The sequence below is a fragment of the Bradyrhizobium sp. FW305-F6 genome (assembly GCF_058782905.1).
On sequence record NZ_JBYSYD010000003.1, the window covers coordinates 59,824 to 85,298 of the forward strand.

Annotated in this window: 24 protein-coding genes; 16 read left to right on the top strand and 8 right to left on the bottom strand. The window is 64.5% G+C overall.

All coding sequences use genetic code 11. The features are described from left to right. The first annotated feature begins 320 nt into the window (after positions 1–320). From AC3WLX_RS20585 to AC3WLX_RS20595, 3 genes are all read left to right on the top strand, one after another. Complete coding sequence (locus tag AC3WLX_RS20585; protein WP_492337371.1) at positions 321–1,520, top strand: TrmJ/YjtD family RNA methyltransferase; 1,200 nt, start codon at positions 321–323, stop codon at positions 1,518–1,520. 384 nt (positions 1,521–1,904) lie between these two features. Beyond that, on the top strand, positions 1,905–3,344 hold the full coding sequence (locus AC3WLX_RS20590) for a DUF1254 domain-containing protein (protein WP_492337372.1): 1,440 nt from the start codon (positions 1,905–1,907) through the stop codon (positions 3,342–3,344). Positions 3,345–3,517: 173 nt separating this feature from the next. Then, positions 3,518–4,756, top strand: coding sequence for a tetratricopeptide repeat protein (locus tag AC3WLX_RS20595; RefSeq protein WP_492337373.1), 1,239 nt, complete (start codon positions 3,518–3,520; stop codon positions 4,754–4,756). Positions 4,757–4,885: 129 nt separating this feature from the next. On the opposite strand, the gene AC3WLX_RS20600 is transcribed toward AC3WLX_RS20595, so the two are convergent. Together AC3WLX_RS20600 and AC3WLX_RS20605 are read right to left on the bottom strand one after the other, a co-directional pair. Next, entirely contained in the window at positions 4,886–6,106 is a 1,221-nt protein-coding gene (locus AC3WLX_RS20600; protein ID WP_492337374.1) for a diguanylate cyclase, read from the bottom strand. Positions 6,107–6,261: 155 nt separating this feature from the next. Then, the gene (locus tag AC3WLX_RS20605; RefSeq protein WP_291625016.1) at positions 6,262–6,906 is read right to left on the bottom strand and encodes a TetR/AcrR family transcriptional regulator; all 645 of its coding nucleotides are present in this window, start codon (positions 6,904–6,906) and stop codon (positions 6,262–6,264) included. A 247-nt stretch (positions 6,907–7,153) separates the two neighbouring features. Here AC3WLX_RS20605 and AC3WLX_RS20610 point away from each other — a divergent pair, with 247 nt between their 5' ends. The 3 genes from AC3WLX_RS20610 to AC3WLX_RS20620 are packed head-to-tail and all read left to right on the top strand — an operon-like array spanning position 7,154 to position 9,792. Continuing rightward, entirely contained in the window at positions 7,154–7,696 is a 543-nt protein-coding gene (locus AC3WLX_RS20610; RefSeq protein ID WP_291625018.1) for an OsmC family protein, read from the top strand. A gap of 35 nt (positions 7,697–7,731) precedes the next feature. Further along, a complete protein-coding gene (locus AC3WLX_RS20615; protein WP_492337375.1) occupies positions 7,732–8,865 on the top strand; it encodes an acyl-CoA dehydrogenase family protein in 1,134 nt (377 codons plus the stop codon). A gap of 48 nt (positions 8,866–8,913) precedes the next feature. Then, on the top strand, positions 8,914–9,792 hold the full coding sequence (locus AC3WLX_RS20620; protein WP_492337376.1) for a sulfurtransferase: 879 nt from the start codon (positions 8,914–8,916) through the stop codon (positions 9,790–9,792). Between the two features lie 198 nt (positions 9,793–9,990). Here AC3WLX_RS20620 and AC3WLX_RS20625 read toward each other — a convergent pair whose 3' ends face one another. Continuing rightward, entirely contained in the window at positions 9,991–11,919 is a 1,929-nt protein-coding gene (locus AC3WLX_RS20625) for a sigma-54 interaction domain-containing protein (RefSeq protein ID WP_492337901.1), read from the bottom strand. Positions 11,920–12,087: 168 nt separating this feature from the next. Between AC3WLX_RS20625 and AC3WLX_RS20630 the strand changes: the two genes are divergently transcribed. The 4 genes from AC3WLX_RS20630 (at position 12,088) to cynS (ending at position 15,887) form a co-directional block, all read left to right on the top strand. After that, complete coding sequence (locus tag AC3WLX_RS20630) at positions 12,088–13,467, top strand: CmpA/NrtA family ABC transporter substrate-binding protein (protein WP_492337377.1); 1,380 nt, start codon at positions 12,088–12,090, stop codon at positions 13,465–13,467. Positions 13,468–13,612: 145 nt separating this feature from the next. Further along, positions 13,613–14,455: a nitrate ABC transporter permease gene (gene ntrB / locus AC3WLX_RS20635; RefSeq protein WP_291629957.1), complete on the top strand. Its 843-nt coding sequence runs from the start codon at positions 13,613–13,615 to the stop codon at positions 14,453–14,455. Between the two features lie 5 nt (positions 14,456–14,460). Next, entirely contained in the window at positions 14,461–15,384 is a 924-nt protein-coding gene (locus AC3WLX_RS20640; RefSeq protein ID WP_291629955.1) for an ABC transporter ATP-binding protein, read from the top strand. A 14-nt stretch (positions 15,385–15,398) separates the two neighbouring features. Beyond that, the gene (gene cynS / locus AC3WLX_RS20645; RefSeq protein WP_275514609.1) at positions 15,399–15,887 is read left to right on the top strand and encodes a cyanase; all 489 of its coding nucleotides are present in this window, start codon (positions 15,399–15,401) and stop codon (positions 15,885–15,887) included. A gap of 97 nt (positions 15,888–15,984) precedes the next feature. On the opposite strand, the gene AC3WLX_RS20650 is transcribed toward cynS, so the two are convergent. After that, positions 15,985–16,308: a DUF1476 domain-containing protein gene (locus AC3WLX_RS20650; protein WP_291629951.1), complete on the bottom strand. Its 324-nt coding sequence runs from the start codon at positions 16,306–16,308 to the stop codon at positions 15,985–15,987. 321 nt (positions 16,309–16,629) lie between these two features. On the opposite strand from AC3WLX_RS20650, the gene purC reads away from it, so the two are divergent. The 3 genes from purC to AC3WLX_RS20665 are packed head-to-tail and all read left to right on the top strand — an operon-like array spanning position 16,630 to position 17,895. Continuing rightward, a complete protein-coding gene (purC, locus tag AC3WLX_RS20655; protein ID WP_008974302.1) occupies positions 16,630–17,397 on the top strand; it encodes a phosphoribosylaminoimidazolesuccinocarboxamide synthase in 768 nt (255 codons plus the stop codon). A 12-nt stretch (positions 17,398–17,409) separates the two neighbouring features. After that, entirely contained in the window at positions 17,410–17,652 is a 243-nt protein-coding gene (purS, locus tag AC3WLX_RS20660) for a phosphoribosylformylglycinamidine synthase subunit PurS (protein WP_027548637.1), read from the top strand. Between the two features lie 9 nt (positions 17,653–17,661). Continuing rightward, entirely contained in the window at positions 17,662–17,895 is a 234-nt protein-coding gene (locus tag AC3WLX_RS20665) for a hypothetical protein (RefSeq protein ID WP_291628838.1), read from the top strand. An 8-nt stretch (positions 17,896–17,903) separates the two neighbouring features. On the opposite strand, the gene AC3WLX_RS20670 is transcribed toward AC3WLX_RS20665, so the two are convergent. Then, positions 17,904–18,920: a magnesium and cobalt transport protein CorA gene (locus AC3WLX_RS20670; RefSeq protein ID WP_492337378.1), complete on the bottom strand. Its 1,017-nt coding sequence runs from the start codon at positions 18,918–18,920 to the stop codon at positions 17,904–17,906. Between the two features lie 164 nt (positions 18,921–19,084). Between AC3WLX_RS20670 and purQ the strand changes: the two genes are divergently transcribed. Both purQ and AC3WLX_RS20680 read left to right on the top strand, forming a co-directional pair. Then, entirely contained in the window at positions 19,085–19,786 is a 702-nt protein-coding gene (purQ, locus tag AC3WLX_RS20675) for a phosphoribosylformylglycinamidine synthase subunit PurQ (protein WP_492337379.1), read from the top strand. Next, positions 19,783–20,757: a tripartite tricarboxylate transporter substrate binding protein BugD gene (locus AC3WLX_RS20680; protein WP_492337380.1), complete on the top strand. Its 975-nt coding sequence runs from the start codon at positions 19,783–19,785 to the stop codon at positions 20,755–20,757. The genes purQ and AC3WLX_RS20680 overlap by 4 nt, the downstream gene beginning before the upstream one ends. A gap of 269 nt (positions 20,758–21,026) precedes the next feature. Here AC3WLX_RS20680 and AC3WLX_RS20685 read toward each other — a convergent pair whose 3' ends face one another. The 3 genes from AC3WLX_RS20685 to AC3WLX_RS20695 form a co-directional block, all read right to left on the bottom strand. After that, entirely contained in the window at positions 21,027–21,452 is a 426-nt protein-coding gene (locus tag AC3WLX_RS20685; RefSeq protein ID WP_492337381.1) for a GFA family protein, read from the bottom strand. 57 nt (positions 21,453–21,509) lie between these two features. Beyond that, the gene (locus tag AC3WLX_RS20690; protein ID WP_492337382.1) at positions 21,510–22,475 is read right to left on the bottom strand and encodes a DMT family transporter; all 966 of its coding nucleotides are present in this window, start codon (positions 22,473–22,475) and stop codon (positions 21,510–21,512) included. A 76-nt stretch (positions 22,476–22,551) separates the two neighbouring features. Next, a complete protein-coding gene (locus AC3WLX_RS20695; protein WP_492337383.1) occupies positions 22,552–23,031 on the bottom strand; it encodes a PaaI family thioesterase in 480 nt (159 codons plus the stop codon). Between the two features lie 184 nt (positions 23,032–23,215). Between AC3WLX_RS20695 and purL the strand changes: the two genes are divergently transcribed. Beyond that, positions 23,216–25,426, top strand: coding sequence for a phosphoribosylformylglycinamidine synthase subunit PurL (gene purL / locus AC3WLX_RS20700; RefSeq protein WP_492337384.1), 2,211 nt, complete (start codon positions 23,216–23,218; stop codon positions 25,424–25,426). The last annotated feature ends 49 nt before the right edge of the window (positions 25,427–25,475 follow it).

The following is a 25,475-nucleotide window of genomic DNA, read 5'->3' on the forward strand; positions in this document are numbered from 1 at the left end:
TTAGCACCACCGCGCGGCGGGCGAAAGCCAAGGGATTATGCACTTTTAGCTCATCCAGCTTGCGCAGGCGGGGAGCGGCGGGCCGGCGCTCGGCAAGCCCTTCGGGTCGCGTTCCCGGCGCGATTCAAAAGTCGAATCCAAGTCGTTATTTCCCTTGAGAATTTCGTCAGGACAGGCAAACGACAGGCGGACAGCGCCCGAGCCGGCCCAAGACCGTTTCGAATGACCGTTTCGAATGACCGGTTCGAATGGCCGGCTTGAATCAATTCCTGAAGAGGGCCTTGCCGGGGCCTTGAGAGACAGTGTGAAAGCGAAGCGAGATGTCGGGGACTGACAAGAGCAAGGCGGGCCTTTCCCTCGACGGGCCCATCGTCATCCTGGTCGAGCCGCAGCTCGGCGAGAACATCGGCATGGCCGCGCGCGCCATGGGCAACTTTGCGCTAGGCCGGCTTCGCATCGTCAATCCCAGGGACGGCTGGCCCAACGTCGCGGCACAGCGGGCCGCCGCCGGCGCCGACCACATCCTCGAAAGGGTCGAATTGTTCGGCACGGTGCAAGAGGCCGTCGCCGACCTCGACCTCCTGTTCGCCACCACCGCGCGCCCCCACGACCAGGCCAAGCCGGTGGTCGGGCCGGAGGCCGCGGCGGCCGAGATCGCCGGTCACGTCGCCACAGGAGGGAAGGCCGGCATCCTGTTCGGCCGGGAGCGCTGGGGCCTGACCAACGAGGAAGTCGGGCTCTCCAACCGCATCATCACCTTCCCGGTCAACCCGGGCTTTGCCTCTCTCAACCTCGCCCAGGCCGTGCTGCTGGTCGGCTATGAATGGTTCAAACGCGCCACCTCCGGCGCGCTGCCGCACGCCATGCCGGAGCGCTCCGAGCGCGCCTCCCAGCACCAGATGCAGGCGTTCTTCGACAACCTCGTGCGCGAGCTCGACAAGGTGGAATTTTTGCGGCCCGCCGAGAAGCGCGACACCATGCTGGTGAACCTGCGCAACATCTTCACCCGGATGGAGCCGACCAAGCAGGACATGCACACGCTGCACGGCGTGATCATGGCGATCGCGGAGGGGCGCAAGGGCCCGGCCAAGGGCGGCGTGCTCGACGGCGAGCAGGCCACGCGCCTGCGCGCGTTGCTGGCCGAACACGGGCAGGGCGGCGGCGTGCCCGACAGCGGCTCGACCGTGCGCGGCCTTGCCCGCCTGCTCCGCCGCAACCCGACCGACGCCGAGCGCCTGCTCTGGCAGGCGTTGACCCGCGACCGCCGCTTCGCAGGCGGGTTCAAGCGGCAGACGCCGGTGGGGCGCCATATCCCGGACTTCGTCTCCTTCCCGCACCGGATCGCGATCGAGCTGGTCAACCCGGGCGAGGGCGAGGCGATCGCGGCGGACCGCGCGGGCCGGCGGAGCTGGCTTGAGGCGCGGGACTATCGCGTGCTCGACATCCGGGCAGTGGATGTGGAGCGCGATCTGGAGGCGGAGCTGGTGCGGCTGCAGGGGATGATCGAGCAGAGCGCGTAGATTTCGCGCCGTCTCGTAGGGTGAGTGAAGCGGAAAGCGTGCCCACCGTCTCTCGCTGATGATCAAGAGAAGATGGGCACGGCGCTGTGCGCCTTTGCCCATTCGACGAGATATTCGTAGCCCGGATGAGCGAAGCGATATCCTGGAAAGCTTCCGCATGTCGCTGCGCTCATGCGGGCTACGGCACTGCATTATGACGGCGCAGTCGCTCTTCTTTTTTCGCTGGTTCGTGCTCACCTGCCGATCAACCCGCCTTCGCCCACTTACCCGCTCACCGATGCAACGCCGGACACGGCGCCCGCGCACCATCCATCTTCCTTGATGCATATCAAAGACCGGGAAACTCCGCCGCCTACGCTTTGTGCGCAACAGGGAGGGTTCGAGATGTCGATCAGCCGTCGCCAAGCACTTGCTGCCTTCAGCGCCGCCATGTCGGCGTTTGCGATGTCCCGAAGCGCCCGCGCCGAGTTCGACGGTCCCGTCATCAGGGCCCTGGAAGGCGGCGAAGATTTCTGGCTCGCTCAGGACGCCTATGTCTACGGCTATCCGCTTGTGACGATGGAGATGACCCGGCGGGTCATGACCAACGTTGCGGCGCCGCAGGGCACGCGCGGGCCGATGGGGCAGTTCGTCAAGCTGCGCAAATATCCGGATGCCAGCTTCAAGGATGTCACGGCGCCCAATGCCGACACCCTCTACACGACCGCCTGGATCGACGTCGGAGACGAGCCCTGGATCCTGAGCATGCCCGACATGAAGGACCGGTACTTCCTGTTTCCGATGCTGGACGGCTGGACCAACGTCTTCCAGGTGCCGGGCAAGCGCACCACCGGCACCAAGGCGCAGACCTACGCGATCACCGGCCCGGGCTGGAAAGGAACGCTTCCCGCCGGCATCAAGGAATACAAATCGCCCACGAGCATGGTTTGGATTTTGGGCCGGATTTACTGCACCGGCACGCCGGAAGATTACGCGGCCGTGCATGCGGCGCAGGACGAGTTCAAGCTCTTTCCTCTCAGCGCCTACGGCAAGTCCTACTCGCCCCCGGCAGGCAAGGCCGATGCGTCGATCGACATGAAGACGGCCGTTCGCGACCAGGTCAACCGCATGGACGCCGCCACCTATTTCACGCTTCTCGCGCAATTGATGAAGCGCAATCCGCCGGCCGCCGCGGATGCGTCGGAGGTCGCCAAATTCGCAAAGATCGGTCTTATCCCCGGCAAGGATTTCGACGCGGGCCAATTCGATGCTGCCTTCGCCAAGCGGGTCCCCCAGGTGGCATTCGACCGCATCATGCTCCAGTTCAAGGTCAACAAGGCGATCAGGAACGTCAACGGCTGGGCCTTCGACGCCGAAGCGGGTGTCTACGGCACCAATTATTTCAACCGCGCCCTGGTCACCGCCATCGGCCTTGGCGCCAACCGGATTCAGGACGCGTGCTATCCGACATCCCAGAAGGACGCCGACGGGAAGGAGTATGTCGGCAGCAACAAATACGTCATGCGGTTTCCGAAGGGTCAGCTTCCACCGGTCGGCGGCTTCTGGTCACTGACGATGTATGACGAGAACTATTTCTTCGTCGCCAATCCGATCAATCGCCAGTCCATCAGCGCCCGCCAGAACCTCAAAGCCAATCCGGATGGTTCGGTCGATCTCTACATCCAGAAGGACAACCCGGGGCCCGGCAGGGAGAGCAACTGGCTTCCTGCGCCCGCGGGCAAGTTCGTGCTGATGCTGCGCATGTACTGGCCCAACGAAAAGTCGCCCTCGATCATCAACGGGACCTGGAAGCCGCCGCCGGTGCGTCAGGTGAAGAGCAGCTAGGCGGCACGGCTTTTAGTCGAACGTTGGGCCAGACGGACCCGCCGCCTGCAAGTCCGCAACCGAGGGCTGTGCAGGCACACGATAGGTTGCTATGAAGTCCCCGGGAATGGAGTGGGGACGACATGGTTGGAATCGTGGGCCGCGCACGAGTTTGTGCGGCAAGCTTCGGTGTCGTGGCGCTGAGTATCCTGTTCGACATATCAGGCGCCCGCGCCGAGATGCCATTGGCCTCCAAGTGCAACGCGGTCGGAAATTTCAGTATCGATGACCGCATTGCGGGCTGCACCGCCATTATCGAGGCGGCGACGGGCACAAAGCAAGGCGTCGTCATGGCCCGCTTCCGCCGCGCCATGTTCTATCACCAGAAGGGTGAGGTCGACCTTGCGATTGCGGACTACAGCCAGATCATCGAGCGCGATCCGGGCAATGTGAACGCGCGCCTTTATCGAGCTTCCATATACGTCCAGAGACGCGACAGCGAAGCCGCGCTTGCGGATTACGACAAGGCCATCGAGCTCGACCCCAGGAATACCTATGCGTATCTTGGGCGTGCGCGGCTTTATCTGAAGGACGATGTCGATCGTGCCATCGCCGACTATGACCGGGCCCTTCTGATCCATCCCGACAATGTCCATGCCCGTATCGGCCGCAGCTTTGCCTATGAGACGAAAGGCGAGCCGGATCGCGCCTTGGCCGATTGTGGGCGGGCGATCGAGATCGGGCCAGACCATTGGATGGGCCAAGTCTGCCGGGGCGACATCTATCTCGCACGCGGCCAGGTCGATCTCGCATTGGCCGACTTCGACCGCGCGGTCGAGCTTAGCTCGAAGGACCCGCGGCCCTATATCGGCCGTGCCAGGGTTTTTCAGGTTCGAGGCGATCTCGGAAAGGCATTGTCGAATCTCGACCTGGCCATCGAGATCAATCCCGGTACCCCCGCAATCCACCGCTTGCGTGGGGCCCTCCACTTCCAATCCGGCCATCTGCCAGAGGCACTTGCCGACCTCCGTCGATCGAGCGAACTGGACCGGAAGGATGCCTATACGCATCTGTGGCTCGATCTCGTGCAGCGAAAGAGCGGCAGCGGGCGTGAGCTCGGTGATGCCGCCAAGCTGATCGATGCGTCGCGTTGGCCCGCGCCCATCGTTCGTTTCTTCCTGGGCGAGATAAGTTTTGAAGCCTTGCTCAAGTCTGCGCAAGACATCTCCGCGCAAAAAACAAGGGAGCAGCTCTGCGAAGCAAATTTTTATGTCGGCGAGCTGGGGCTGGAGCAGGAAGCTGATCAAGCCGTACGGCTGTTGCGCGCCGCCGCGGACGAATGTCCAAAGCGCTTTGTGGAATGGGCCGCAGCTCAGGCAGAGCTTCACAAGCTCGAGACCAAACCCGGCAGCGATTCACGTCCGATGAAATAGATGCTTCGGCGCCGGTTCAGCGCTGAAACACGAACTTGCCGCCGACGAGAGTCATTCCCGCCTTGATGTCCTGGGCCGGTCGAGCGGCTTGCTACCGTTTGTCCAGGAAAAGCAGAGAGCGTCTGGCGCTCAGGCGGCGGCGCTCGTCTCCTGGGCGACGCGCTTGCCCGTGTGCCGAAGCCGGCGCAGCACCGCAATCCCCATGTCGACCGAAGCCAGGCAGCAGCGCGACTTGCCGCCCGACTTGGCCTCGTAGAGGGCGGCATCCGCGACCGCAAGCAACTCGTCCACCTCCAAACCATGGTCCGGCGACATCGAAATGCCGACGCTGGCACCGAGGGGGACGGAGGTTTCGCTATCGAGCTGGCACGGCTTGGCGATCTCGCCGACGATGCGCTCGCCCGTCGCCAGTGCCTGCTCGGCCGTGACGCCATCCACCAGTACGACGAATTCGTCGCCGCCCATCCGCGCGATGGCGGTTGCCCCGGGCACCGCTTCGCGCAGTCGGTCGGCGACGGTCTTGAGTACGGCGTCGCCGGCGGCGTGCCCGAACGTGTCGTTGACCGGCTTGAACGCGTCCAGATCGGAGAAGAACAAGGCAAAGGGGAGCCCATCGCGCCTGGACGCTGCGAGCTTCGCTTCAAGCGCATCGACCAGGCCGGCGCGGTTCAGCAGTCCCGTGAGCGCATCGTGGTGCGCGCGGCGGCTGTTCTCCCGCTCGGCCCGCATGGTGGTGAGCAGCATCCTGTTGAGCCGGAAGGCCGCGCCAGTCATCGCGGCGAGGTACATCGGGATCTGGTAGATCACGATGTAGAGCACCGGCTCGTTGAGCAAAGCGATGTAGGGGACGACGGGGCCGAGGCTGATCAGGATCATGAGCCCGGCAAATCGGGGTGCGCCGAAGTTGCGGAAGCTGATGCCGCCGATCATGGCGGCCGTGGACATGCAGGACAGCATCGCCACCAGCCAGTCGCCGCTCGCAATGCTTGCCACCGCGCCCAGGCCGAGGCTGAGGCTCCAGGCCATCGAGAACAGGAGATGGAGATCGGTCGGGGTCGGCCGGTGCAGCCGGATCGCTCGATGCGCCGCGAGCAAGATCGCCAGACGCGCAAGGCAGATCACGAGCTCGAGCACGAACCATGCGATCAGCAGCGGCGTCTGCATGCGATAGGCGACGATGGCCGCGATGGCGACCGAATTGATGGCGCCGCCCGCAAAGATCGGGACCGCGCCGAACAGCTGGGCAACCAGTGCGGAACGGATGTCGGCCGGCACGTCCGGTCCGACGTCAGTCAACCACCGCATCAGGCGCCAGCGTGGCAAGCTGTATTGTCCAGCGTCGGACAGCATTCCCGAAATCCCTTTCGCCCGCGGATAGACGGCGAAGGGTCCTAAAGCGGCCTTTACGGCGGTTCCACGATCGCAAGCGTACTTGATGGAAAGTTAAATCGGGCTGTTTTCGGCCGCGCGAGCGGCGGCCCGACGCTCGGGAACGGCAGGGGACGTCAAGCGGTCTCCAATTGCTCGGCGCGCTTTTTCTTGCTTTTCGACTGTCCGAGCAGGGGACCTGCCGTGAGTGCCGCCGTATCGGCGACACCCGGATCGCGCGAGATCATCGCGGCGACGATGGCGCCGTCGATGATGAGGCCGAGCTGGTGCGCCAGCACCGCGGGCTCGGCCGAGCCGAGCTCGCCGGCGAGCTTCTCGATATGGCCGAGCACGATCTTCTTGTGCTTGAGCGCGATATTGCGGAATTGCTTGGCATCCTTGTCGTGCTCGCCGACGGCGTTGATGAAGGGGCAGCCGTAGAAGCGCTCCTCCGCGAACCAGCTCTTCAGCGCGGGAAAGATGCGCGTGAGCTTCGCCTGCGCATCGCCGCCGCCGTCTTCCATGGCGCCGATGAACCATTCGCGCCACTGCTTGCCTTCGCTCTCCAGCACGGCGTTGACGAGGTTGGTCTTGGAGCCGAACAATTTGTAGAGCGTGGTCTTCGCGGTGCCGGCCTCCTCGATGATCGCATCGATGCCGGTGGCGTTGATGCCGTTCTTGCAGAACAGATGCGTCGCGGCGTTGAGAAGGCGGCCGCGTGCGGATTCGTCGTCGCCGGCAGCGGCGTGGGGCGAATTCTTCTTCGATGACGTCTTTGCCATGGACTCGAACTTACCCGCAGCCGTGCCGCATCAGCAAGCCGCATCTGTTTGGCGCTGAAAAAATTCGCAAAGCCTGCCCTAGCTGCATCGCGTTTGAGCAAGAAGCAGCCGATCAATCCGCAGGCAGGGAAGCTTAAGCGGCTCCAAAGCCTCGTGTTTTGTTTTTCGCCGGCTCTGGCACGCTCCATGCAAGGAAACAGACCGTTCGGTATCCTACCGAATTCCACTTCTGCCAGGGAGAAGATTGATGACTGCCGTCGTTCAGAAGACAGTGCTGACGGGTTGCCTCGCACCCATCGACAAGAATGGCCTCGAGCAACTGATCGCCAATGGCAAGGCGAATCCGAAGGTCATCAAGACCTTGAAGTGCAAGACGGTCGCGGAAGGCAAGTTCCGCCACGCCAACTACATCCGCAACCTGCCGCCCTACATCGTCGACGAGCCGCCGGGTCTTTTGGGTGACGACACCGCGCCAAATCCGTCGGAGGCCTCGCTGGCCGCGCTCGGCTCGTGCCTTGCGGTCGGCCTGCACGCCAACGCCGTGCATCGCGGCTGGACCGTCAACAAGCTGGAGCTCGAGCTCGAGGGCGATCTCAACATCACCGCGGTCTGGGGCACCGGCGACACCTCCGACAAGCCGGTCGGCTTCACGGACGTGCGCGTCAAGGTCGACATGGAATGCGAGGGCATCTCGCCGGAGGAGATCAACGCGCTGGTGACGCATGTGAAGAAATGGTCGCCGGTCGCCAACACCTTCACCCGGCCGGTCAATCTCGAGGTCGGCATCTAGCAGGCGGCAATCAGGACAGGGTGCGGGAGACGATCATGAGTTCACTGGCTTTATCGCGGGCCGACGTTCTGGATCAACCCGCACCGTCCATTGCGGGCGAGGTGGCGCGGATCGCGCGCGAAGAGCTCGCGCCGCTCGCCGCCGGGATCGACGAGGGCACGGTCTATCCGGCCGAGGTGCTGCGCAAGTTCGGCTCGGTCGGGGCGTGGGGCAGCCACGTGCCGCACGAAGGCCCCGCCGATCTGCGCTGCGCGATCCAGGCGATGGCGGCGATCGGGGAGGTCTGCGGGGCCACGGCCTTCATGGCCTGGTGCCAGAATACGCTGGTCTGGTACGCGGCGAACTCGACCAACGCGAAGCTCGCAAAGCGCTTCGGCGATGCCTTCTCGACCGGTCGCGTGCTTGGCGGCACCGGGCTCTCCAATCCCATGAAGAGCTTTTTCGGCATCGAGAAGTTGAAGCTGAAAGGCCGCAAGGTCGAGGGCGGCTACATCGTGCGCGGTGCGCTGCCCTGGGTCTCCAATCTCGGCCCCGACCATTATTTCGGCACCATCTTCGAGCGTGAGGACGAGCCGGGCAGCGCAAGTGGCGCGCCGGGCACCGTGATGTTCCTCGCCGACTGCTCGGACCCCGCGATCACGCTCACGCCTTGCAAGCCGTTCCTCGCCATGGATGGCACCGGCACCTATGGCGTGCAGTTCCGCGACGTGTTCGTGCCTGATGAGCTGATCCTGGCCGATCCCGCCGCGCCCTTCGTCAAGAAGATCCGCGCCGGCTTCATCCTGCTGCAGGCCGGTATGGCGCTCGGGGTGATCAAGGATTGCATCAACATCATGGGCGAGGTCGATGCACCCCTCGGGCACATCAACCGCTATCTGCCGCAGCAGCCGGTGCATTTCAACGAACTCGCCGCCGAGCTCGAGGCCGAGACGATGATGCTGGCGCGCGATCCCTACAACGAGGAGGAGACCTACTGGCGCAAGGTGATCGCGCTCCGCCTGCGCGCGGGCGAGGCCAGCGTCGCGGCGGCGCATGCGGCGATGCTGCATTGTGGCGCGCGCGGCTACCTCAAGGGCCACCGCGCGCAGCGGCGGCTGCGCGAGGCCTATTTCGTTGCGATCGTCACGCCGGCCACCAAGCAGCTGCGCAAGATGCTCGCCGACACCTGAGTTCTACGAGTCCACCCAAAGACCCCCAACCTCAACGGAGAGGCTGCCATGACTGACGTCCTGATCACTGCCGTCGAACTTGCCGATCTCTTGAAGACCGAGCCGTGTGTCGTGATCGACACCCGCAATCCCGACGCCTACGCCGCCAGCCATCTGCCTGGCGCCGTCAACGTGCATGAGATCTTCACGTTCCTCGCGACCTCGACGCCGGAGGGCATGGCCGAGCTCAAGACCAAGTTCGCCGACGCGTTCGGCGCCGCCGGCCTGTCCGGCAAGGAAACGGCCGTGGTCTACGAGCAGTCGATGAACTCGGGCTTCGGCCAGTCCTGCCGTGGCTATTACCTGCTGACCATGCTCGGCTATCCCAAAGTGAAGGTGCTGCATGGCGGATTCGATGCCTGGTCGGCCGCGGGATTCCCGGTGACCAAGGAGGTGCCGACGCCTGCCAAGGCCTCGTTCTCGATCGTGCCCGAAGCCGGCGAGATCCTGATCGATGCCAAGACCATGCTCGCCGCCGTGGGCAAGCCCGGCATCGCGATCCTCGACGTCCGCGACGTCGACGAGTGGATCGGCGACAGCTCTTCGCCCTACGGCAAGGATTTCTGCCCGCGCAAGGGCCGCATCCCCGGTGCCGTCTGGCTGGAATGGTATCGCATGATGAAGCCGACCGCGGAAGGCCCGCGCTTCAAGTCCAAGGACGAGATCCTGGCGGAATGCGCCACCGTCGGGATCACGCCGAGCACGCCGGTGTACCTGTATTGCTTCAAGGGCGCGCGCGCCTCGAACACCTTCCTCGCGCTCAAGAATGCGGGCGTGAAGGACGTGCGGATGTATTTCGGCTCCTGGAACGAATGGTCGCGCGATCCCTCGCTGCCGATCGAGCAGGGCTTGCCGATTGCGTCTGACGTGACGACCAAGGCGGCTTGAGCCGCCAGCCGCCGCAGTGTTCGTCCACCTCTCCCCAACGGGGAGAGGTCGGGTTGCTATGGCGCGCAGTGCGCGCCTGAGCAATCCGGGTGAGGGGGCGCTGAATTTGGTGAGACCGTAAGCCCTCACCCGGATCGCATCTTTCGATGCCATCCGACCTCTCCCTTCGGGAGAGGTCCCCGTCTCACATCGGTCCAATCAAGACCATCCTGCTTGAGTGGCCCGCGGACGAGGCGCAATTCCCAGCGCCTTGATCCGTGAGGCCAAGGTGGTGGGCTTGAGGTCGAGCATCTCGGCCGCGCCGCCGGGGCCGAACACTTTTCCGGCGCAGGCCTCGAGCGCGGCGAGAATGTTGGCGCGCTCGTGCTCGCGCATTTCCGCCGAGGTCATGATTGCCGGACGCGCGTCGGCCTTTTGACGCGCGGCGCCGGCCGGTGCGTGCGCGCTGGAGGCATCGGGCAAGTCGATGCGCAGGCGGCCGTTCTGCGACAGGATCGCGGCGCGCTCGATCACGTTCTGCAATTCGCGGACATTGCCGGGCCAGTCGTAGCGGGTCAGCCGCCGCGCATCGCCCTCCGACAGGCGCAGGTTGGATTTCAGCGCCTTGCTCTCGCGCGTCAGAAAATGCTGGGCGAGCAGGGGAATGTCCTCGCGCCGTTCGCGCAAGGGCACGGTCTCGATCGGGAAGACGTTGAGGCGGAAATAGAGGTCCTCGCGGAAACGGCCGCGCTGCACCTCCTGCTTGAGGTCGCGGTTGGTCGCTGCGATGACGCGGACGTCGACCGCGCGGGTGCGCTCCTCGCCGACGCGCTCGAAATTGCCTTCCTGCAACACGCGCAGCAGCTTGCCTTGCAGTTCGAGCGGGATCTCGCCGACCTCGTCGAGGAACAGCGTGCCGCCGTCGGCGAGCTCGAAGCGGCCGATGCGGTCGCGCATTGCACCGGTGAAGGCGCCGCGGACATGGCCGAAGAACTCGCTCTCGAACAATTCGCGCGGGATCGCGGCGCAGTTGACGCGGATCAGCGGCCGGTCGCTGCGCGTGGAATCCTCGTGGATGGCGCGCGCGATCAGCTCCTTGCCGGTGCCGGATTCGCCGGTGATCATCACCGCCGCGGTGGTCGGGGCCACCAGCTTGACCTGGCGCAGCGTCTTCTGGATCGCTTCGCTTCCGCCGATGATGCCGCGGGGATTGGTCTCGATGCGGATCTCCTCCTGGAGATAGGCGTTCTCCAGCTCCAGCCGCTCGCGCAGCCGGTCGACCTCGGCAAGGGCCGCGTGCAGCTTCTCGTCGGCCTCGCGGCGCTGGCTGACGTCGCGGAATACGACGACCGCGCCGACCACGATGCCGCGGTCGCGGATCGGCGTCGAGGTGTATTCGACCCAGGCCGGCGAGCCGTCCTTGCGCCAGAACACCTCGCCGTCGACCTGGTGCACGGCGCCGTCGCGGAACGCTGCATAGATCGGGCAGTCATGGTTGTGATAGTGCCGGCCGTCGTGATGGGTGTGGTGCACGATCGGATGGATTTCCTTGCCGACCAGCTCCTCGGCGGTCCAGCCAAGCATGCGCTCGGCCGCGGGGTTCACGAAGGTGGTCTTGCCTTCCGCGTTCACGCCATAGATGCCTTCGCCGGCGGCGCGCAGGATCAGCTGGTTCTCGCGCTCGATGTCCTGGAACACGCGCTCGACCCGCTGCCAGGTGGCGATGCCGCCGCGCATATGGTCCTCGGCAGCGGCGTCGACATTGCGGCGCCGGCGCGCTTCGAGATCGGTCAGCGTGAGCAGCAGCAGCGAGCGGCCGTCATGCGGCAGCAGGCAGCCGGCATATTCCAGCCGGAGAGCCTGTCCGGTCGCATGGCGAGGATTGAGCGCCGTGGTCCAATAGGCGCCTTTGTGCAGCACGGCTTGGGTGAAGACGGTGAGGGCCGGCAGCTCGCCGGCGTGCAGGGTGCTCGCTCTGGTCTGCCGCAGCAGGGCGCGGTCGTAGCCGAGCAGGGTGCAGGCGGCGGGATTGGCATCGACGATCTGGTCGCTGAAGGGATCGATCAGCAGTGTCGCCTCGACTGAGGCTTCAAACGCTGCGACGCGGGGGTCGGCAGGCGCCACCTCATCGGGGAACGTCATTGGCATCATCGCCATTACGAAATCTCGTCATTGAGCTACGAAATTTCGTGTATCACGAATTTTCGTAGTGGCCAAGCGTTGACGAAAGTGCTGCGTCATCAACGCCGTGGCCGGCAGGCAGGGTGTGGCATGCTCCTTGCGTCATTGCTCCTGCAACGACGCGCAGGAGGGCCGATGTCCACGTTCGACAATCCGTTTGATTCCGATCGCAAGCTTCAAGCCGGCTGCGCCTGTGGCCAGCACCGCTCGGCGGCGGAGCATGAGCAGGCGACCGCCCTGCGCTGCGAGCCCATTGAGAGCGAGGAGAAGCGCTATGAAGGCGTCGTCGCATCCGCGGTGATGCGCGCGATGTTCCCGCAGGACGTGGCGCGCCGCGCGTTCCTGAAATCGGTCGGAGCCTCGACCGCGCTCGCCGCACTGTCGCAATTCTTCCCGATCAAGACGGCCACCGAAGTCTTTGCGCAGGCCGGCGCGCCCGAGAAGAAGGACCTCAAGGTCGGCTTCATCCCGATCACCTGCGCGACGCCGATCATCATGGCGGCGCCGATGGGCTTCTATGCCAAGCACGGTCTCAACGTCGAAGTGGTGAAGACCGCCGGCTGGGCGGTGATCCGCGACAAGACCATCAACAAGGAATACGACGCCGCGCACATGCTGGCCCCGATGCCGATCGCGATCTCGCTCGGCCTCGGCGCCAACGCCATCCCGTTCACCGTCCCTGCGATCGAGAATATCAACGGGCAGGGCATCACGCTCGCGATGAAGCACAAGGACAAGCGCGACCCGAAGGACTGGAAGGGAATGAAGTTCGCCATCCCCTTCGACTATTCCATGCACAATTATCTGTTGCGCTATTATCTCGCCGAGCACGGACTCGATCCCGATACCGACGTGCAGCTGCGCTCGGTGCCGCCGCCGGAAATGGTGGCGAATCTGCGCGCCGACAACATCGATGGCTTCCTCGCCCCCGACAACATCTGCCAGCGCGCGATCTATGACGGCGTCGGCTTCATGCATATCCTGTCGAAGGAGATCTGGGACGGTCATCCCTGCTGCAGCTTCGCTGCAAGCCGCGAGTTCATCACGACGGCGCCGAACAGCTTTGCGGCGCTGACGCGGGCCATCGTCGATGCCACCGCCTATGCCTCGAAGGCGGAGAACCGTAAGCAGATTGCGGAGGCCATCGCGCCGGCGAACTACATCAACGCGCCGGTGACGGTGCTGGAGCAGGTCCTGACCGGCACCTATGCCGACGGACTCGGCGGGGTGAAGACCGATGCCAAGCGCGTCGATTTCGATCCGTTCCCCTGGCAGTCCTTCGCGGTGTGGATGCTGACGCAGATGAAGCGCTGGGGCCAGATCAAGGGCGACGTCGATTACAAGGCGGTCGCCGAGCAGGTCTATCTCGCCACCGACACCAAGAAGCTGATGACCGAGATGGGCCTGTCGCCGCCGGCGAGCGCCTACAAATCGTTCGCGGTGATGGGCAAGACATTCGATCCGGCCAAGCCGGAGGACTATCTGGCGAGCTTCAAGATCAAGAAGGCGTCGTGAGGATGGGTCGCGCTCTATCTTCACCTCTCCCCGCTTGCGGGGAGAGGTCGGATCGCTCTTGCGATCCGGGTGAGGGGGTACAGGTCCCTCGACGATCTCACGCGTGGAGAGAGGCCCCTCACCCCGTAAGAACGGGGAGAGGGAGATGAACAACACCTCCCTTCGCGTTCGAGCCGGCCTCGTCTCCATCGTGCTGCTCGCCGCTTTCCTCGGCATCTGGCATATCGCCACGCGCTCGACCGGCACGACGACGACGATGAGCCCGGAATACGCCAAGCTGATGGGGCTGACGGCCACACAAGGCAAATCCGCGATGCCCGGGCCGCTCGATGTCGGCGCCAAGCTCTGGGAGCATCTCAAGCGGCCGTTCTACGACAACGGGCCGAACGACAAGGGGCTCGGAATCCAGCTCGGCTATTCCATCGCGCGGGTTGGTACCGGCTATCTGCTGGCGGTGCTGGTCGCGATTCCGCTCGGCTTCCTGATCGGCATGTCGCCGCTGCTGAGCAAGGCGCTCGATCCGTTCATCCAGGTGCTCAAGCCGATCTCGCCTTTGGCCTGGATGCCGCTCGCGCTCTATACCATCAAGGATTCCTCGGTCTCCGCGATATTCGTCATCTTCATCTGCTCGATCTGGCCGATGCTGCTCAACACCGTGTTCGGCGTGGCGAGCGTCCGCAAGGAATGGATCAACGTCGCGCGGACGCTGGAGGTCGGAACCATCAGGCGTGCCTTCACCGTGATCCTTCCGGCAGCTGCGCCGACCATCCTGACAGGCATGCGCATCTCGATCGGCATCGCCTGGCTCGTGATCGTCGCCGCCGAGATGCTCGTTGGCGGCACCGGCATCGGCTATTTCGTCTGGAACGAGTGGAATAATTTGTCGATCACCAACGTCATCATCGCGATCCTCCTGATCGGGGTCGTCGGCATGCTGCTCGACCAGATCCTGGCGCGTTTCACGCGCATGGTCACGTTTCCGGAGTAGCGGCGGTGTCCGACAAATTCATCTCGATCGAGGGCATCGCGAAACGCTATCCGGGAGCGGGCGGCGCGACCACCACCATCTTCGAGGATCTGTGGCTGTCGATGGCGCGCGGCGAGTTCGCCTGCGTGATCGGGCATTCCGGCTGCGGCAAGACCACGGTGCTCAACATCCTCGCCGGGCTCGATGCGCCGAGCGAGGGGGCCGTCATCGTCGACGGGCAGGCGATCTCGGGCACCAGCCTCGACCGTGCCGTGATCTTCCAGAGCCACGCGCTGCTACCCTGGCGCACCGTGCTCGGCAACGTCGCCTATGCCGTCAGCTCGAAATGGCGCAGCTGGGACCGCGCCAAGGTGCGGGCGCATGCGCAGAAATTCATCGATCTCGTCGGCCTGTCCGGCTCCGAGCACAAACGTCCGTCGGAGCTGTCGGGCGGCATGAAGCAGCGCGTCGGCATCGCGCGGGCGCTGTCGATCACGCCGAAGATGATGCTGATGGACGAGCCGTTCTCGGCGCTGGACGCGCTGACGCGTGGCACGCTGCAGGACGAGGTCCGTCGCATTTGCCTCGAGACCGGACAGACCGCGTTCATGATCACCCATGACGTCGACGAGGCGATCTATCTCGCCGACAAGATCTTCCTGATGACCAACGGTCCCGGCGCAGTACTGGCGGAGGTGGTCGAGAACCCGCTGCCGCGCGACCGCGGCCGCACCGACCTGCACCGCCACCCGCTCTACTACGCGCTGCGCAACCACATCATCGATTTCCTGGTGACGCGCAGCAAGACGTTTGTCGCCGAGACGCCCGGTCACGATCCGCGCAACGTGCCGGTGGTTCAGATCGGCAAGCCCGGCCTCTCGATCGCCGCGAACGGCGAGGAGCAAAGACAGACCTGGATACCCGGGCCCAGTCCCGGACTCACCGCCTGACAGGAGACCCTGACATGAAACGCGAAGACCTCACCGAGAAGCTGCTCGACATCAAGCGCGAGAAGGGCTGGAGCTGGAAGCACATCTGCGAGAAGATCGGCGGCTATTCCGAGGTTCTGATCGTCGGTGCGATCATGGGCCAGATGAAGCTGACCAAGCCGCAGGCGGCCAATGCCGGCGAACTGTTCGGCCTGTCGAAGGCGGAAGTCGCGATGCTCAACGAGGTGCCGATGCGCGGCACCGGCACGCCGATGCCGCCGACCGATCCCCTGATCTACCGCTTCTACGAGATGGTGATGGTGAACGGTCCGGCCTGGAAGGCGCTGATTGAGGAGGAGTTCGGCGATGGAATCATGTCGGCGATCGACTTCGACATGGGCATCGAGCGCGTCGCCAACCCCAAGGGCGACCGGGTCAAGATCACCATGAGCGGCAAATTCCTGCCGTACAAGTATTACGGCGCCAGCGGCAACGTGCCGGAATATGGTTTCAAGGAGGGTTGATTTGGTTTTCTGTCATTCCGGACGCCGCGACAGCGGCGATCCGGAATCTCGAGATTCCGGGTCCGCGCTGGCGCGCGTCCCGGAATGACACTTGGCGTTACTTCCCCGCCTTCACCTCGGCCGCGGCCACCGCGAGCAGCTCGCTCATCTTGGCGCGGATCGCCTGCTCGGTGACGGCGACGTTTTTGGCGGCGAAATCGCCCGTGATCTTGCGCAGGACGTCGGCATCGCCGGCTTCCTCGAAGTCGGCCGCGACCACTTCCTTGGCATAGGCCGTGGCGGCATCACCGGTGATGCCGAGCTTTTCGGCCGCCCACAGGCCGAGCAACCGGTTGCGGCGGGCCTCCGCCTTGAACTTCTGCTCCTCGTCGAGGGCGAACTTCTTCTCGAAGCCTTCCTGGCGCTTGTCGAACTGGCTCATACCTTGTTCCAAATCCCTGCTGAATGGCGCGGGCGCCTTCCGTTGCGGCGGCCCGGCTGCATGCCTACATAGATAGCACGAATCGGCAAAACAACGGGCCGTTAAGCCGCAGGCAAGGCGGTATAAGTTGGTGCCGGACGGCCGGATCGATTGTGCTCGGACAGCCAATCGGATAGGTTGCCTGAAGGCTTGGTTCCCGTTCTGTTTCCAATGGTTAAGAATGGGTTCCCGGCTGTTCACGGCAGCTCCGCTGTGGGTCTCAATCCTCGTCAACCGGAGCACACCAGATTCATGGATTTCAACAAAACACGGTACATCCCCATGAGCCGTCGGCGTCGCATTTATGAAGGCAAGGCAAAGGTTCTTTATGAAGGTCCGGAGCCGGGTACCTTGATTCAGCACTTCAAGGACGACGCGACCGCGTTCAATGCGAAGAAGCATCAGGTGATCGAGGGCAAGGGTGTCCTCAACAACCGGATCTCGGAGTACCTGTTTCAGCACCTCAACGACATCGGGGTGCCGACCCATTTCATCCGCCGCCTCAACATGCGCGAGCAGCTGATTCGCGAGGTCGAGATCGTGCCGCTCGAGGTGGTGGTGCGCAACGTCGCCGCCGGCTCGCTGTCGCAGCGCCTCGGCATCGAGGAGGGCACGCAGCTGCCCCGCTCGATCATCGAATTCTACTACAAGAACGACCAGCTCAACGACCCCATGGTGTCGGAAGAGCACATCACCGCCTTCGGCTGGGCGACGCCCCAGGAGATCGACGACATCATGGCGCTCGCCATCCGCGTCAACGATTTCCTCACCGGCCTCTTCCTCGGCATCGGCATCCGCCTCGTCGACTTCAAGATGGAGTGCGGCCGACTGTTCGAGAACGAGATGATGCGCATCATCGTCGCCGACGAGATCTCGCCGGACAGCTGCCGCCTGTGGGACATCAAGTCGAACGAGAAGCTCGACAAGGATCGCTTCCGCAGGGATCTCGGCGGCCTGCTCGAGGCCTATACCGAGGTCGCCAAGCGCCTCGGCATCCTCATGGAGAACGAGCGCCCGGCGGGCTCGGGCCCCGTGCTGGTGAAGAGCTGAGAGGATTGTGACGTGAAGGCACGTGTCACCGTGACCCTGAAGACGGGAATCCTCGATCCGCAAGGCAAGGCCATCGAAGGCGCGCTGAAGTCGCTCGGCGTCGACGGCGTCGCCAGCGTCCGCCAGGGCAAGGTGTTCGATATCGAGCTCGCCGGCGCCGACAAGGCCAAGGCGGAAGCCGCGCTGAAGGAGGCCGCGGACAAGCTCTTGGCGAACACCGTGATCGAGAATTATGCGATCGAGATGAAAGGCTGAGAGATAGTGATGGCCGAGGTCAGCAACGAGTTGATCTTTGAGGTTCTCAAGCAAGTGCAACAGAGGCTCGACCGGGTTGATCACAAGATCGACGAGATCAAGTCCGAGCTAAATGCGCTCCGAGGACCTCAGATTTCAATGCAGCAGGATCTCCAGAACGTGTATGGGATACTCGGACGTTCTGACGTGAGGCTTGATCACATCGAGCGCAGGCTCGAGTTGAGCGGAGTTGCTGCGCCTTAACGCAGCGCTCACAGCCAACCGACCCGCCGGAACCGCCAGTACAGCGCGCCGCAGGCGGTCAGCATCACGCCGAGCAGCATGAAGTAGCCGTACTCCCATTCCAGCTCCGGCATGTGCTTGAAGTTCATGCCGTAGATGCCGGCCAGCGCCGTGGGCACCGCGATTATCGCGAGCCAGGACGCGAGCTTCTTGGACACCGCCGTCTCATGGGCTTGGCCGACGAGCAGGCTCGCCTCGAAGGCGAAGGCCAGCACCTCGCGCATGGAGTCGATGCGTTCCTGGATATTGCGGACGTGGTCGGTGACGTCGCGGAACAGCGGTTGCATGGCCCGCCGCACCATCGACAGGTCGTCGTGCTCGAGCCGGCGGCAGACCTCCACCAGCGGGCCGATCGCAGTCCTGAGTCGCAAGAGGTCGCGGCGCAGCATGTAGAGCCGCTCGATCTGCGCCTTGCTGATCTGCTTGGAGAGCACGTCGTCCTCGATGCTCTCGACCTCGTCGTGGATGCTCTCGAGCACGGGCGAGTAATTGTCGACGATGAAATCGAGGATGGCATAGAGGATGTAATCCTCGCCGCGGGCGAGCGCCCGCGGACAGCTCTCGCAGCGCTCGCGCACCGGCGTGTAGGACGTCGACGCGCCGTGGCGCACCGAGACCAGATAGCCTTCGCCGACGAAGATGTGGGTCTCGCCGAAGGCAATGCGTCCCTCGATCAGTTGCGCGGTGCGGGCGACGATGAACAGGGCTTCGCCATATTGCTCGATCTTCGGCCGCTGATGGGCGTGGTTGGCGTCCTCGATCGCGAGGTCGTGCAAATCGAACTGCGTCTGCACCGCGCCGAGAAGCGCCATGTCCGGCTCGTGCAGGCCGATCCAGACCACGTGTCCAGGTTTGGCCCGCCAGCTGGAGGCTTCGCTGATGGCAATGTTGGCGACTCGGCGGCCATCGACATAAGCGCCGGCGGCGACCACGCCCTCGGCGGATACCGGTTCGGAGAGGGACGTGTGCGGCGACGGGACGTTCATGGCATGGATCCCGGCAAAGCGAGCGGCCAAATGCGGTGGCTATGGCCTGTGTACAAGGGCGCTCCGCAACGCTAGCACTGGTAAAATCCCCGTCAAATGGTTATGTCTGTTCACGAATTGGCCCATTGGCCAGCCTCGATTCCAGCCTTGTCGGATTCTTTGCCATGAAAGCCGCCATCCTCGTGTTCCCCGGAATCAACCGCGAGCGCGACATGGCGCGGGCGCTGAGGCTGATCTCGGGCCACGAGCCCGCGATGGTCTGGCACGCCGAGACCTCGCTGCCGGCGGGGACCGATCTCGTCGTGGTGCCCGGCGGCTTCTCCTATGGCGATTATCTGCGCTGCGGCGCCATCGCGGCTCGCGCGCCGGTGATGGATGCGGTGCGCGACTATGCGGCCAAGGGCGGTCTCGTGCTGGGTGTCTGCAACGGTTTCCAGATCCTCTGTGAATCCGGCCTGCTACCGGGCGTCCTGATGCGCAACGCGCGGCTGAAATTCATCTGCCGCGACGTGCATCTGCGCGTCGAGCGCTCCGACACGCCGTTCACCCGCGGCTATAACGCCGGCCAGGTGATCCGTGTGCCCGTGGCCCATGGCGAGGGCAATTACGCTGCGGATGAAGAGACCATCAAGCGGCTCGAAGGCGAGGGGCGGGTGCTCTATCGCTACTGCGCGGCGGACGGCACCGTCGGTGACCTCAGCAACATCAACGGCGCGGCGCAATCGATCGCAGGCATCGTCAACGACAGGGGCAACGTGCTCGGCATGATGCCGCATCCGGAAAACCACGTCGAAGACATCATGGGCTGCACCGACGGCCGCGGCTTGTTCGCTGGCCTCGTCCAGCATCTGGAAAAGGCCGCGTGATTTCCTCCCTGCTGAGGCGGCTGTCAGCCGCTGTCGCGGTCGTCGTGTTCGCAACTTCTGCCTTCGCGCAGGACTATCCCAAGCGTCCCGTCACCATGATCGTGCCGTTCGCGGCCGGCGGCACCTCGGACGTGATCGCGCGCGCGGTCGCCGAGCAGATGGGTATCGCGCTCGGCCAGACCATCGTGATCGAAAACGTTGCGGGGGCCGGCGGCTCGACCGCGCTGGCGCGGGCCTCCCGGGCCGAACCCGACGGCTACACCATCGCGATCGGCAATGCCGGCACCAATGCCGCGACCTACACGATCTATCCAAAACTGCCGTTCACGCCGGAGTCCTTCGTGCCGATCGCGATGGTGGCGAAGACGTTCGGCATCATCGCGCTGCGCAAGGATTTTCCGGCGAAGGATCTGAAAGAGTTCATCGCCTACGCCAAGGCCAATCCCGGCAAGATCAATCTCGGCCATGCCGGCGTGGGCTCCTCGAACTATCTGATCTGCAAGAGCTTCGTTACGGCTGCCGGGATCGACGCGACCCTGATCGGTTATCGCGGCGCCGCGCCCGCGCTCACCGACGCGGTCGGCGGCCAGATCGACGGCGTCTGCGATGCGGCAGCCTCGGTCTCGCAATCGATCAACGAGAAACTGGTGAAGGGGCTGGTGGTCGGCTCGACCGTGCGGCTCGCCACGCTCCCGGACCTGCCGACGTCGGCGGAAGCAGGCCTGCCAGAATTCGAGGCGCAGGGTTGGAACGGCTTGTTCGCGCCCAAGGGCACGCCGCCGGCCGTCATCGCCAAGCTGAACGCCGCCGCGCGCACGGCGGTGGAGACGGACGCGGTGAAGAAGCGCTTCGCCGACCTGTCGACCGTCGCGCCTGACCCCGACGAGCACGCGCCGGACGTGCTGCAAAAGCTCGTGACGCGCGACGTCGAGAAGTACCGCAAGATGCTGGCGGACGACGCCAACAAGTAGCCCCGCCGTCGGCCGCAGAGCGATGCTGAGGCGGGATGGCTTTAGGTTGACTCGATTGCCGCAGGCTCGGTGTAACCTCTCCCGCTTGCGGGAGAGGTCGCGCCCACCGGTCGCGCCGCAGGCGCGCCCGATGACAGGCTCCGGCGCGGGTGAGGGCTTTCTCATCTAGGGGGTTATCCCATTGCGGAAACACCCTCTCCCCAGCCCTCTCCCGCAAGCGGGAGAGGGAGTGCACCGCCGGTGGCGCAATCAAACTTAATCCCATCATGCTAGTCGGCCGGGATAAACCGGAGTGTGCCTGCGCGACGCGTTGGCCTGCCGGTATCGTTGGTGTGATTGACGCCATCCATGACGGGCACCTCGGCAAAGTCGAATGGGCTTACCCCCTCCAGGCAGGCCACGTTGACGGCATATGATGTCCGGTCGGATCGTCGTTGATGATGCGTGTATATTCCGCAGCGAGAACAGAAGAAGTGTTGCGCCGATCCGGTATGGAAGCGGTAGGTTGTGAGCGCATCCTCGCCCTGCAGGAACTTGATCCCACCCAGTTCCGCCATGGCAATGACGGCGCCTCGCATCCGGCAGTAAGAGCAAGTGCAGCGGCGGATCGAATTGAAGCCGTCGCTGAGCGTCGCCTCGAAGCGCACCGCGCCGCAATGGCACTGGCCGGCCCAAACGTTCGCGTCGCTCACCATGTTCTGTTTCTCCTGTTCAGATCGATTCCACGGCCATAGCTTGGCTGGGTCCAGACCCTAACGCAGCTTGAGCTTTTCCGCAGGCACCGTCATCGCCGCGACGCCCGCCATCACCAGCAGCAATCCGAGTGCCAGATTCGACGGCACGCTCTCGCCGAGCAGCAGAACCGACAGCCCGACGCCGATCGGGATGCGCAGATAGCCTTGAGCGTTGGTCGTCAGCGTGCCGAGCCGGCCCAGGCAGACATAGAACAGCAGCAGGCCCAATGCACTGGAGACGATGCCCATGACGATGGTGGCGACGATCGCCGTCGGCGTCGGGTGCAGCGTCCAGGGTTGGTCGATGATCAGCGCGGGCGGCAGCAGGACGAGACCGCCGAACAGCAGCGAGCCGGTTGCCACCACCATCGGATCGTACTCGGAGAGACGGAGGCCGAAGATGGTCGCGCAGGCAAAGGAAATGGTGGCGAGCAGGATCGCGATCTCCGCGATGATCTCGCTGCCAAGGCCATGCAGAGCATCGAGCCCGACGATCGCGACAGTGCCGGCCAATCCCAGGATCGCGCCCGCGAGCTTGAGGAGCGTTGCCGGCTCGTGCCGCGTGATCAGCGAGGTGATCAGGAAGGCGAAGATCGGCGTCGTCGAGGCCAGCACCACCGTGTTCGACGCCGGCACGTATTGCTGCGACCAGGTGATGACCAGGAACGGGAAGGTCGAGTTGATCAGCTGCTGGGTCGCGAACAGCTTCCAGGCCTTCACGTCGGTCGGCAGCTTGACGCCGCGCATCCGCAGGATCGCGAACAGAAAGACGAACGCGATCAGCGAGCGCGCCGAGATGAAGGTGATGGGCGGGATGCTGGGAAGCGCCAGCTTGGTCAGCGGATAGGTCGAGCTCCAGCAGCAGGCGAGCGCGAGCAGCAGCGCATAGTCGCGCCAGTTGCGCGCGCCGGTGGCGGGCATGGACGGCAACGGCGTCGATGCGGACGCCGTTTTGCGACCCGCCTGCGATGTGCTCTGCGGCACCTTGTTCTTGCTCCCCGGCGCGAACGCGCTTGCCCGAAAGTCTGGGCGAGCGCGCGCGAAAAGGGAAGCCGCCGAGCTATGCGTTTGGCTGAGGGAGCGCCTTCCGCTTCATCCGCTTGATCGTGCCGGAAAAGGTGAGCAGCACGCGCGACCCTGAGGTCATCTTGCCGCGCAGGAAGATCAGCGAACCGCCGGCGCGGGTCACCTCGCCGGTGCATTCGATCAGCTCACCCTCCTGTGCCGCGTCGAGGAATTCGCAGGCGAAGTTGGTCGTCACCGCCCGGCTGTCCAGGACATGGGTAGCGATCGCGAACAGGGAATAGTCGGCGAAGGCCATGTAGCAGCCGCCATGCACGTTCCCGGAGCCGTTGAGGTGCTTCTTCTCGACCCGGAAGGCGCTGCGGACGTTGCCGTCCGCCCCGATCCGGTGCCAGAACGGGCCGACATGGACTTCAAAACTGTCGCGAATCCAGGTCCGCCAGCCCACAAATTCGCCCTCGGTGGCGACGTGGAGGTCGGGGCGGCGGGGCGGGGGTGCTTTGGTCAATTCGTGCAAGGAAATAGGCCTTCAATTGCGGGTGTCGAGCCCTTAAATCCGATCCGACCGCGCCGTGCAATTCCTGTTCCCGCCGGCCCTGCCTGCAAAACGTGGGACAGCGGGAAAATGCGCCATAAAGGGCTTTTCGAAGCCGTCCGATGTTCCTAGAACGGCCAAACCGCCGCCGAAAGCCTCTGAAGCCATGAAGAACGAACCCAAGATCACCCCCGAACTGGTTGCCGCCCACGGGCTCAAGCCCGACGAGTATGAGCGCATCCTGAAGCTGATCGGGCGGGAGCCGAGCTTCACCGAGCTCGGCATCTTCTCGGCGATGTGGAACGAGCACTGCTCGTACAAGTCGTCGCGCATCCATCTGCGCGGGCTGCCGACCAAGGCGCCCTGGGTGATCCAGGGCCCGGGCGAGAATGCGGGCGTGATCGACATCGGCGATGGCCAGGCGGTGGTCTTCAAGATGGAGAGCCACAACCATCCGAGCTATATCGAGCCCTATCAGGGTGCGACCACCGGCGTCGGCGGCATCCTGCGCGACGTCTTCACCATGGGCGCGCGTCCCATTGCCTGCCTCAATGCGCTGAGCTTCGGCGCGCCCGAGCATCCGAAGACGCGGCATCTGGTCTCCGGCGTCGTGGCGGGCGTCGGCGGCTACGGCAATTCCTTCGGCGTGCCGACCGTGGGCGGGCAGGTGCGCTTCCACACCCGCTATGACGGCAACATCCTCGTCAACGCGATGGCCGTGGGCCTCGCCGATGCCGACAAGATCTTCTATGCGGCCGCGTCCGGCGTGAACATGCCGATCGTCTATTTGGGCTCCAAGACCGGGCGCGACGGAATCCACGGCGCCTCGATGGCCTCCGCCGAATTCGACGACAAGTCCGAGGAGAAGCGCCCGACCGTGCAGGTCGGCGATCCCTTCGCCGAGAAGCTGCTGCTGGAAGCCTGCCTCGAGATCATGGAGAAGGGCTGCGTCATCGCGATCCAGGACATGGGCGCGGCGGGCCTGACCTGCTCGGCGGTCGAGATGGGCGCCAAGGGCGATCTCGGCGTCGACCTTGATCTCGACGCGGTGCCGACCCGCGAGACCGGCATGAGCGCCTACGAGATGATGCTCTCGGAAAGCCAGGAGCGCATGCTCATGGTGCTCAAGCCGGAAAAGGAAAAGGAAGCCGAGGCGATCTTCAGGAAATGGGGCCTCGACTTCGCGGTGGTCGGCTACACCACGCCGAGCAAGCGCTTCGTGGTCAAGCATGGCGGCGACGTCATGGCCGACCTGCCGATCAAGGAGCTCGGCGACGAGGCGCCGCTCTACGACCGGCCGCATGTCCCCTCGGCCGCGCTGCCGGTGGTGCACGCCCGCGACGTGCCGGCGCCGATGGGCCTCGGAGCTGCGCTGGAGAAGCTGATCGGCACGCCCGACATGTGCTCTAAGCGCTGGGTCTGGGAGCAGTACGACCACGTCATCCTCGGCAACACCATGCAGCGCCCCGGCGGCGATGCCGCGGTGGTGCGCGTCGAGGACGGGCCGAAGGGTCTTGCACTGACCGTCGACGTCACGCCGCGCTATTGCGAGGCCGATCCTTATCAAGGCGGAATGCAGGCCGTCGCCGAAGCCTGGCGCAACATCACCGCCGTCGGCGGCAGGCCGCTTGCGATCACCGACAATCTCAATTTCGGCAATCCTGAGCGCCCGGACATCATGGGCCAGTTCGTCGGCTGCCTGAAGGGCATCTCGGAGGCCTGCCGCACGCTCGATTTTCCGGTCGTCTCCGGCAATGTCTCGCTCTACAACGAGACCAACGGCCGCGCGATCCTGCCGACGCCCTCGATCGGCGGCGTCGGCCTGCTCGACGATTTCACCAAGTCGGCGTCGCTCGCCTTCAAGGCCGAGGGCGAGGCGATCCTGCTGGTCGGCGAGACCCATGGCTGGCTCGGCCAGTCCGTCTATCTGCGCGACATCTGCGGTCGCGAGGAGGGCGCGCCGCCGCCGGTCGATCTCGCCGCCGAGAAGCGCAACGGCGATTGCGTGCGCGGCATGATCCATGCGGGCACCGCAACTGCCGTCCACGACCTCTCCGATGGCGGCCTGCTGATCGCGCTCGCCGAGATGGCGATCGCGAGTGGCATCGGGGCCAAGCTGCTGGCGGCGCCGACCGCGCTGGTGCCGCACGCCTACTGGTTCGGCGAGGACCAGGCGCGCTATCTCGTCACCGTGCCGGAAACCGAAGCCGGCCGTGTGCTCGCCAAGATGCGCGGCTGCGAGGTGCCCTGCGTACGCATCGGCACCACCGGCGGCGATGCGATCGCGATCGCGGGCGAGGCGCCGGTTGCGATCGACAGCTTGCGGACGTCACACGAGCGCTGGTTGCCGGAGTACATGGGCGGGAAGGCGGCGTAAGCGGCTGCCTCAACGTCGGTGCCGTAGCCCGGATGAGCGAAGCGACATC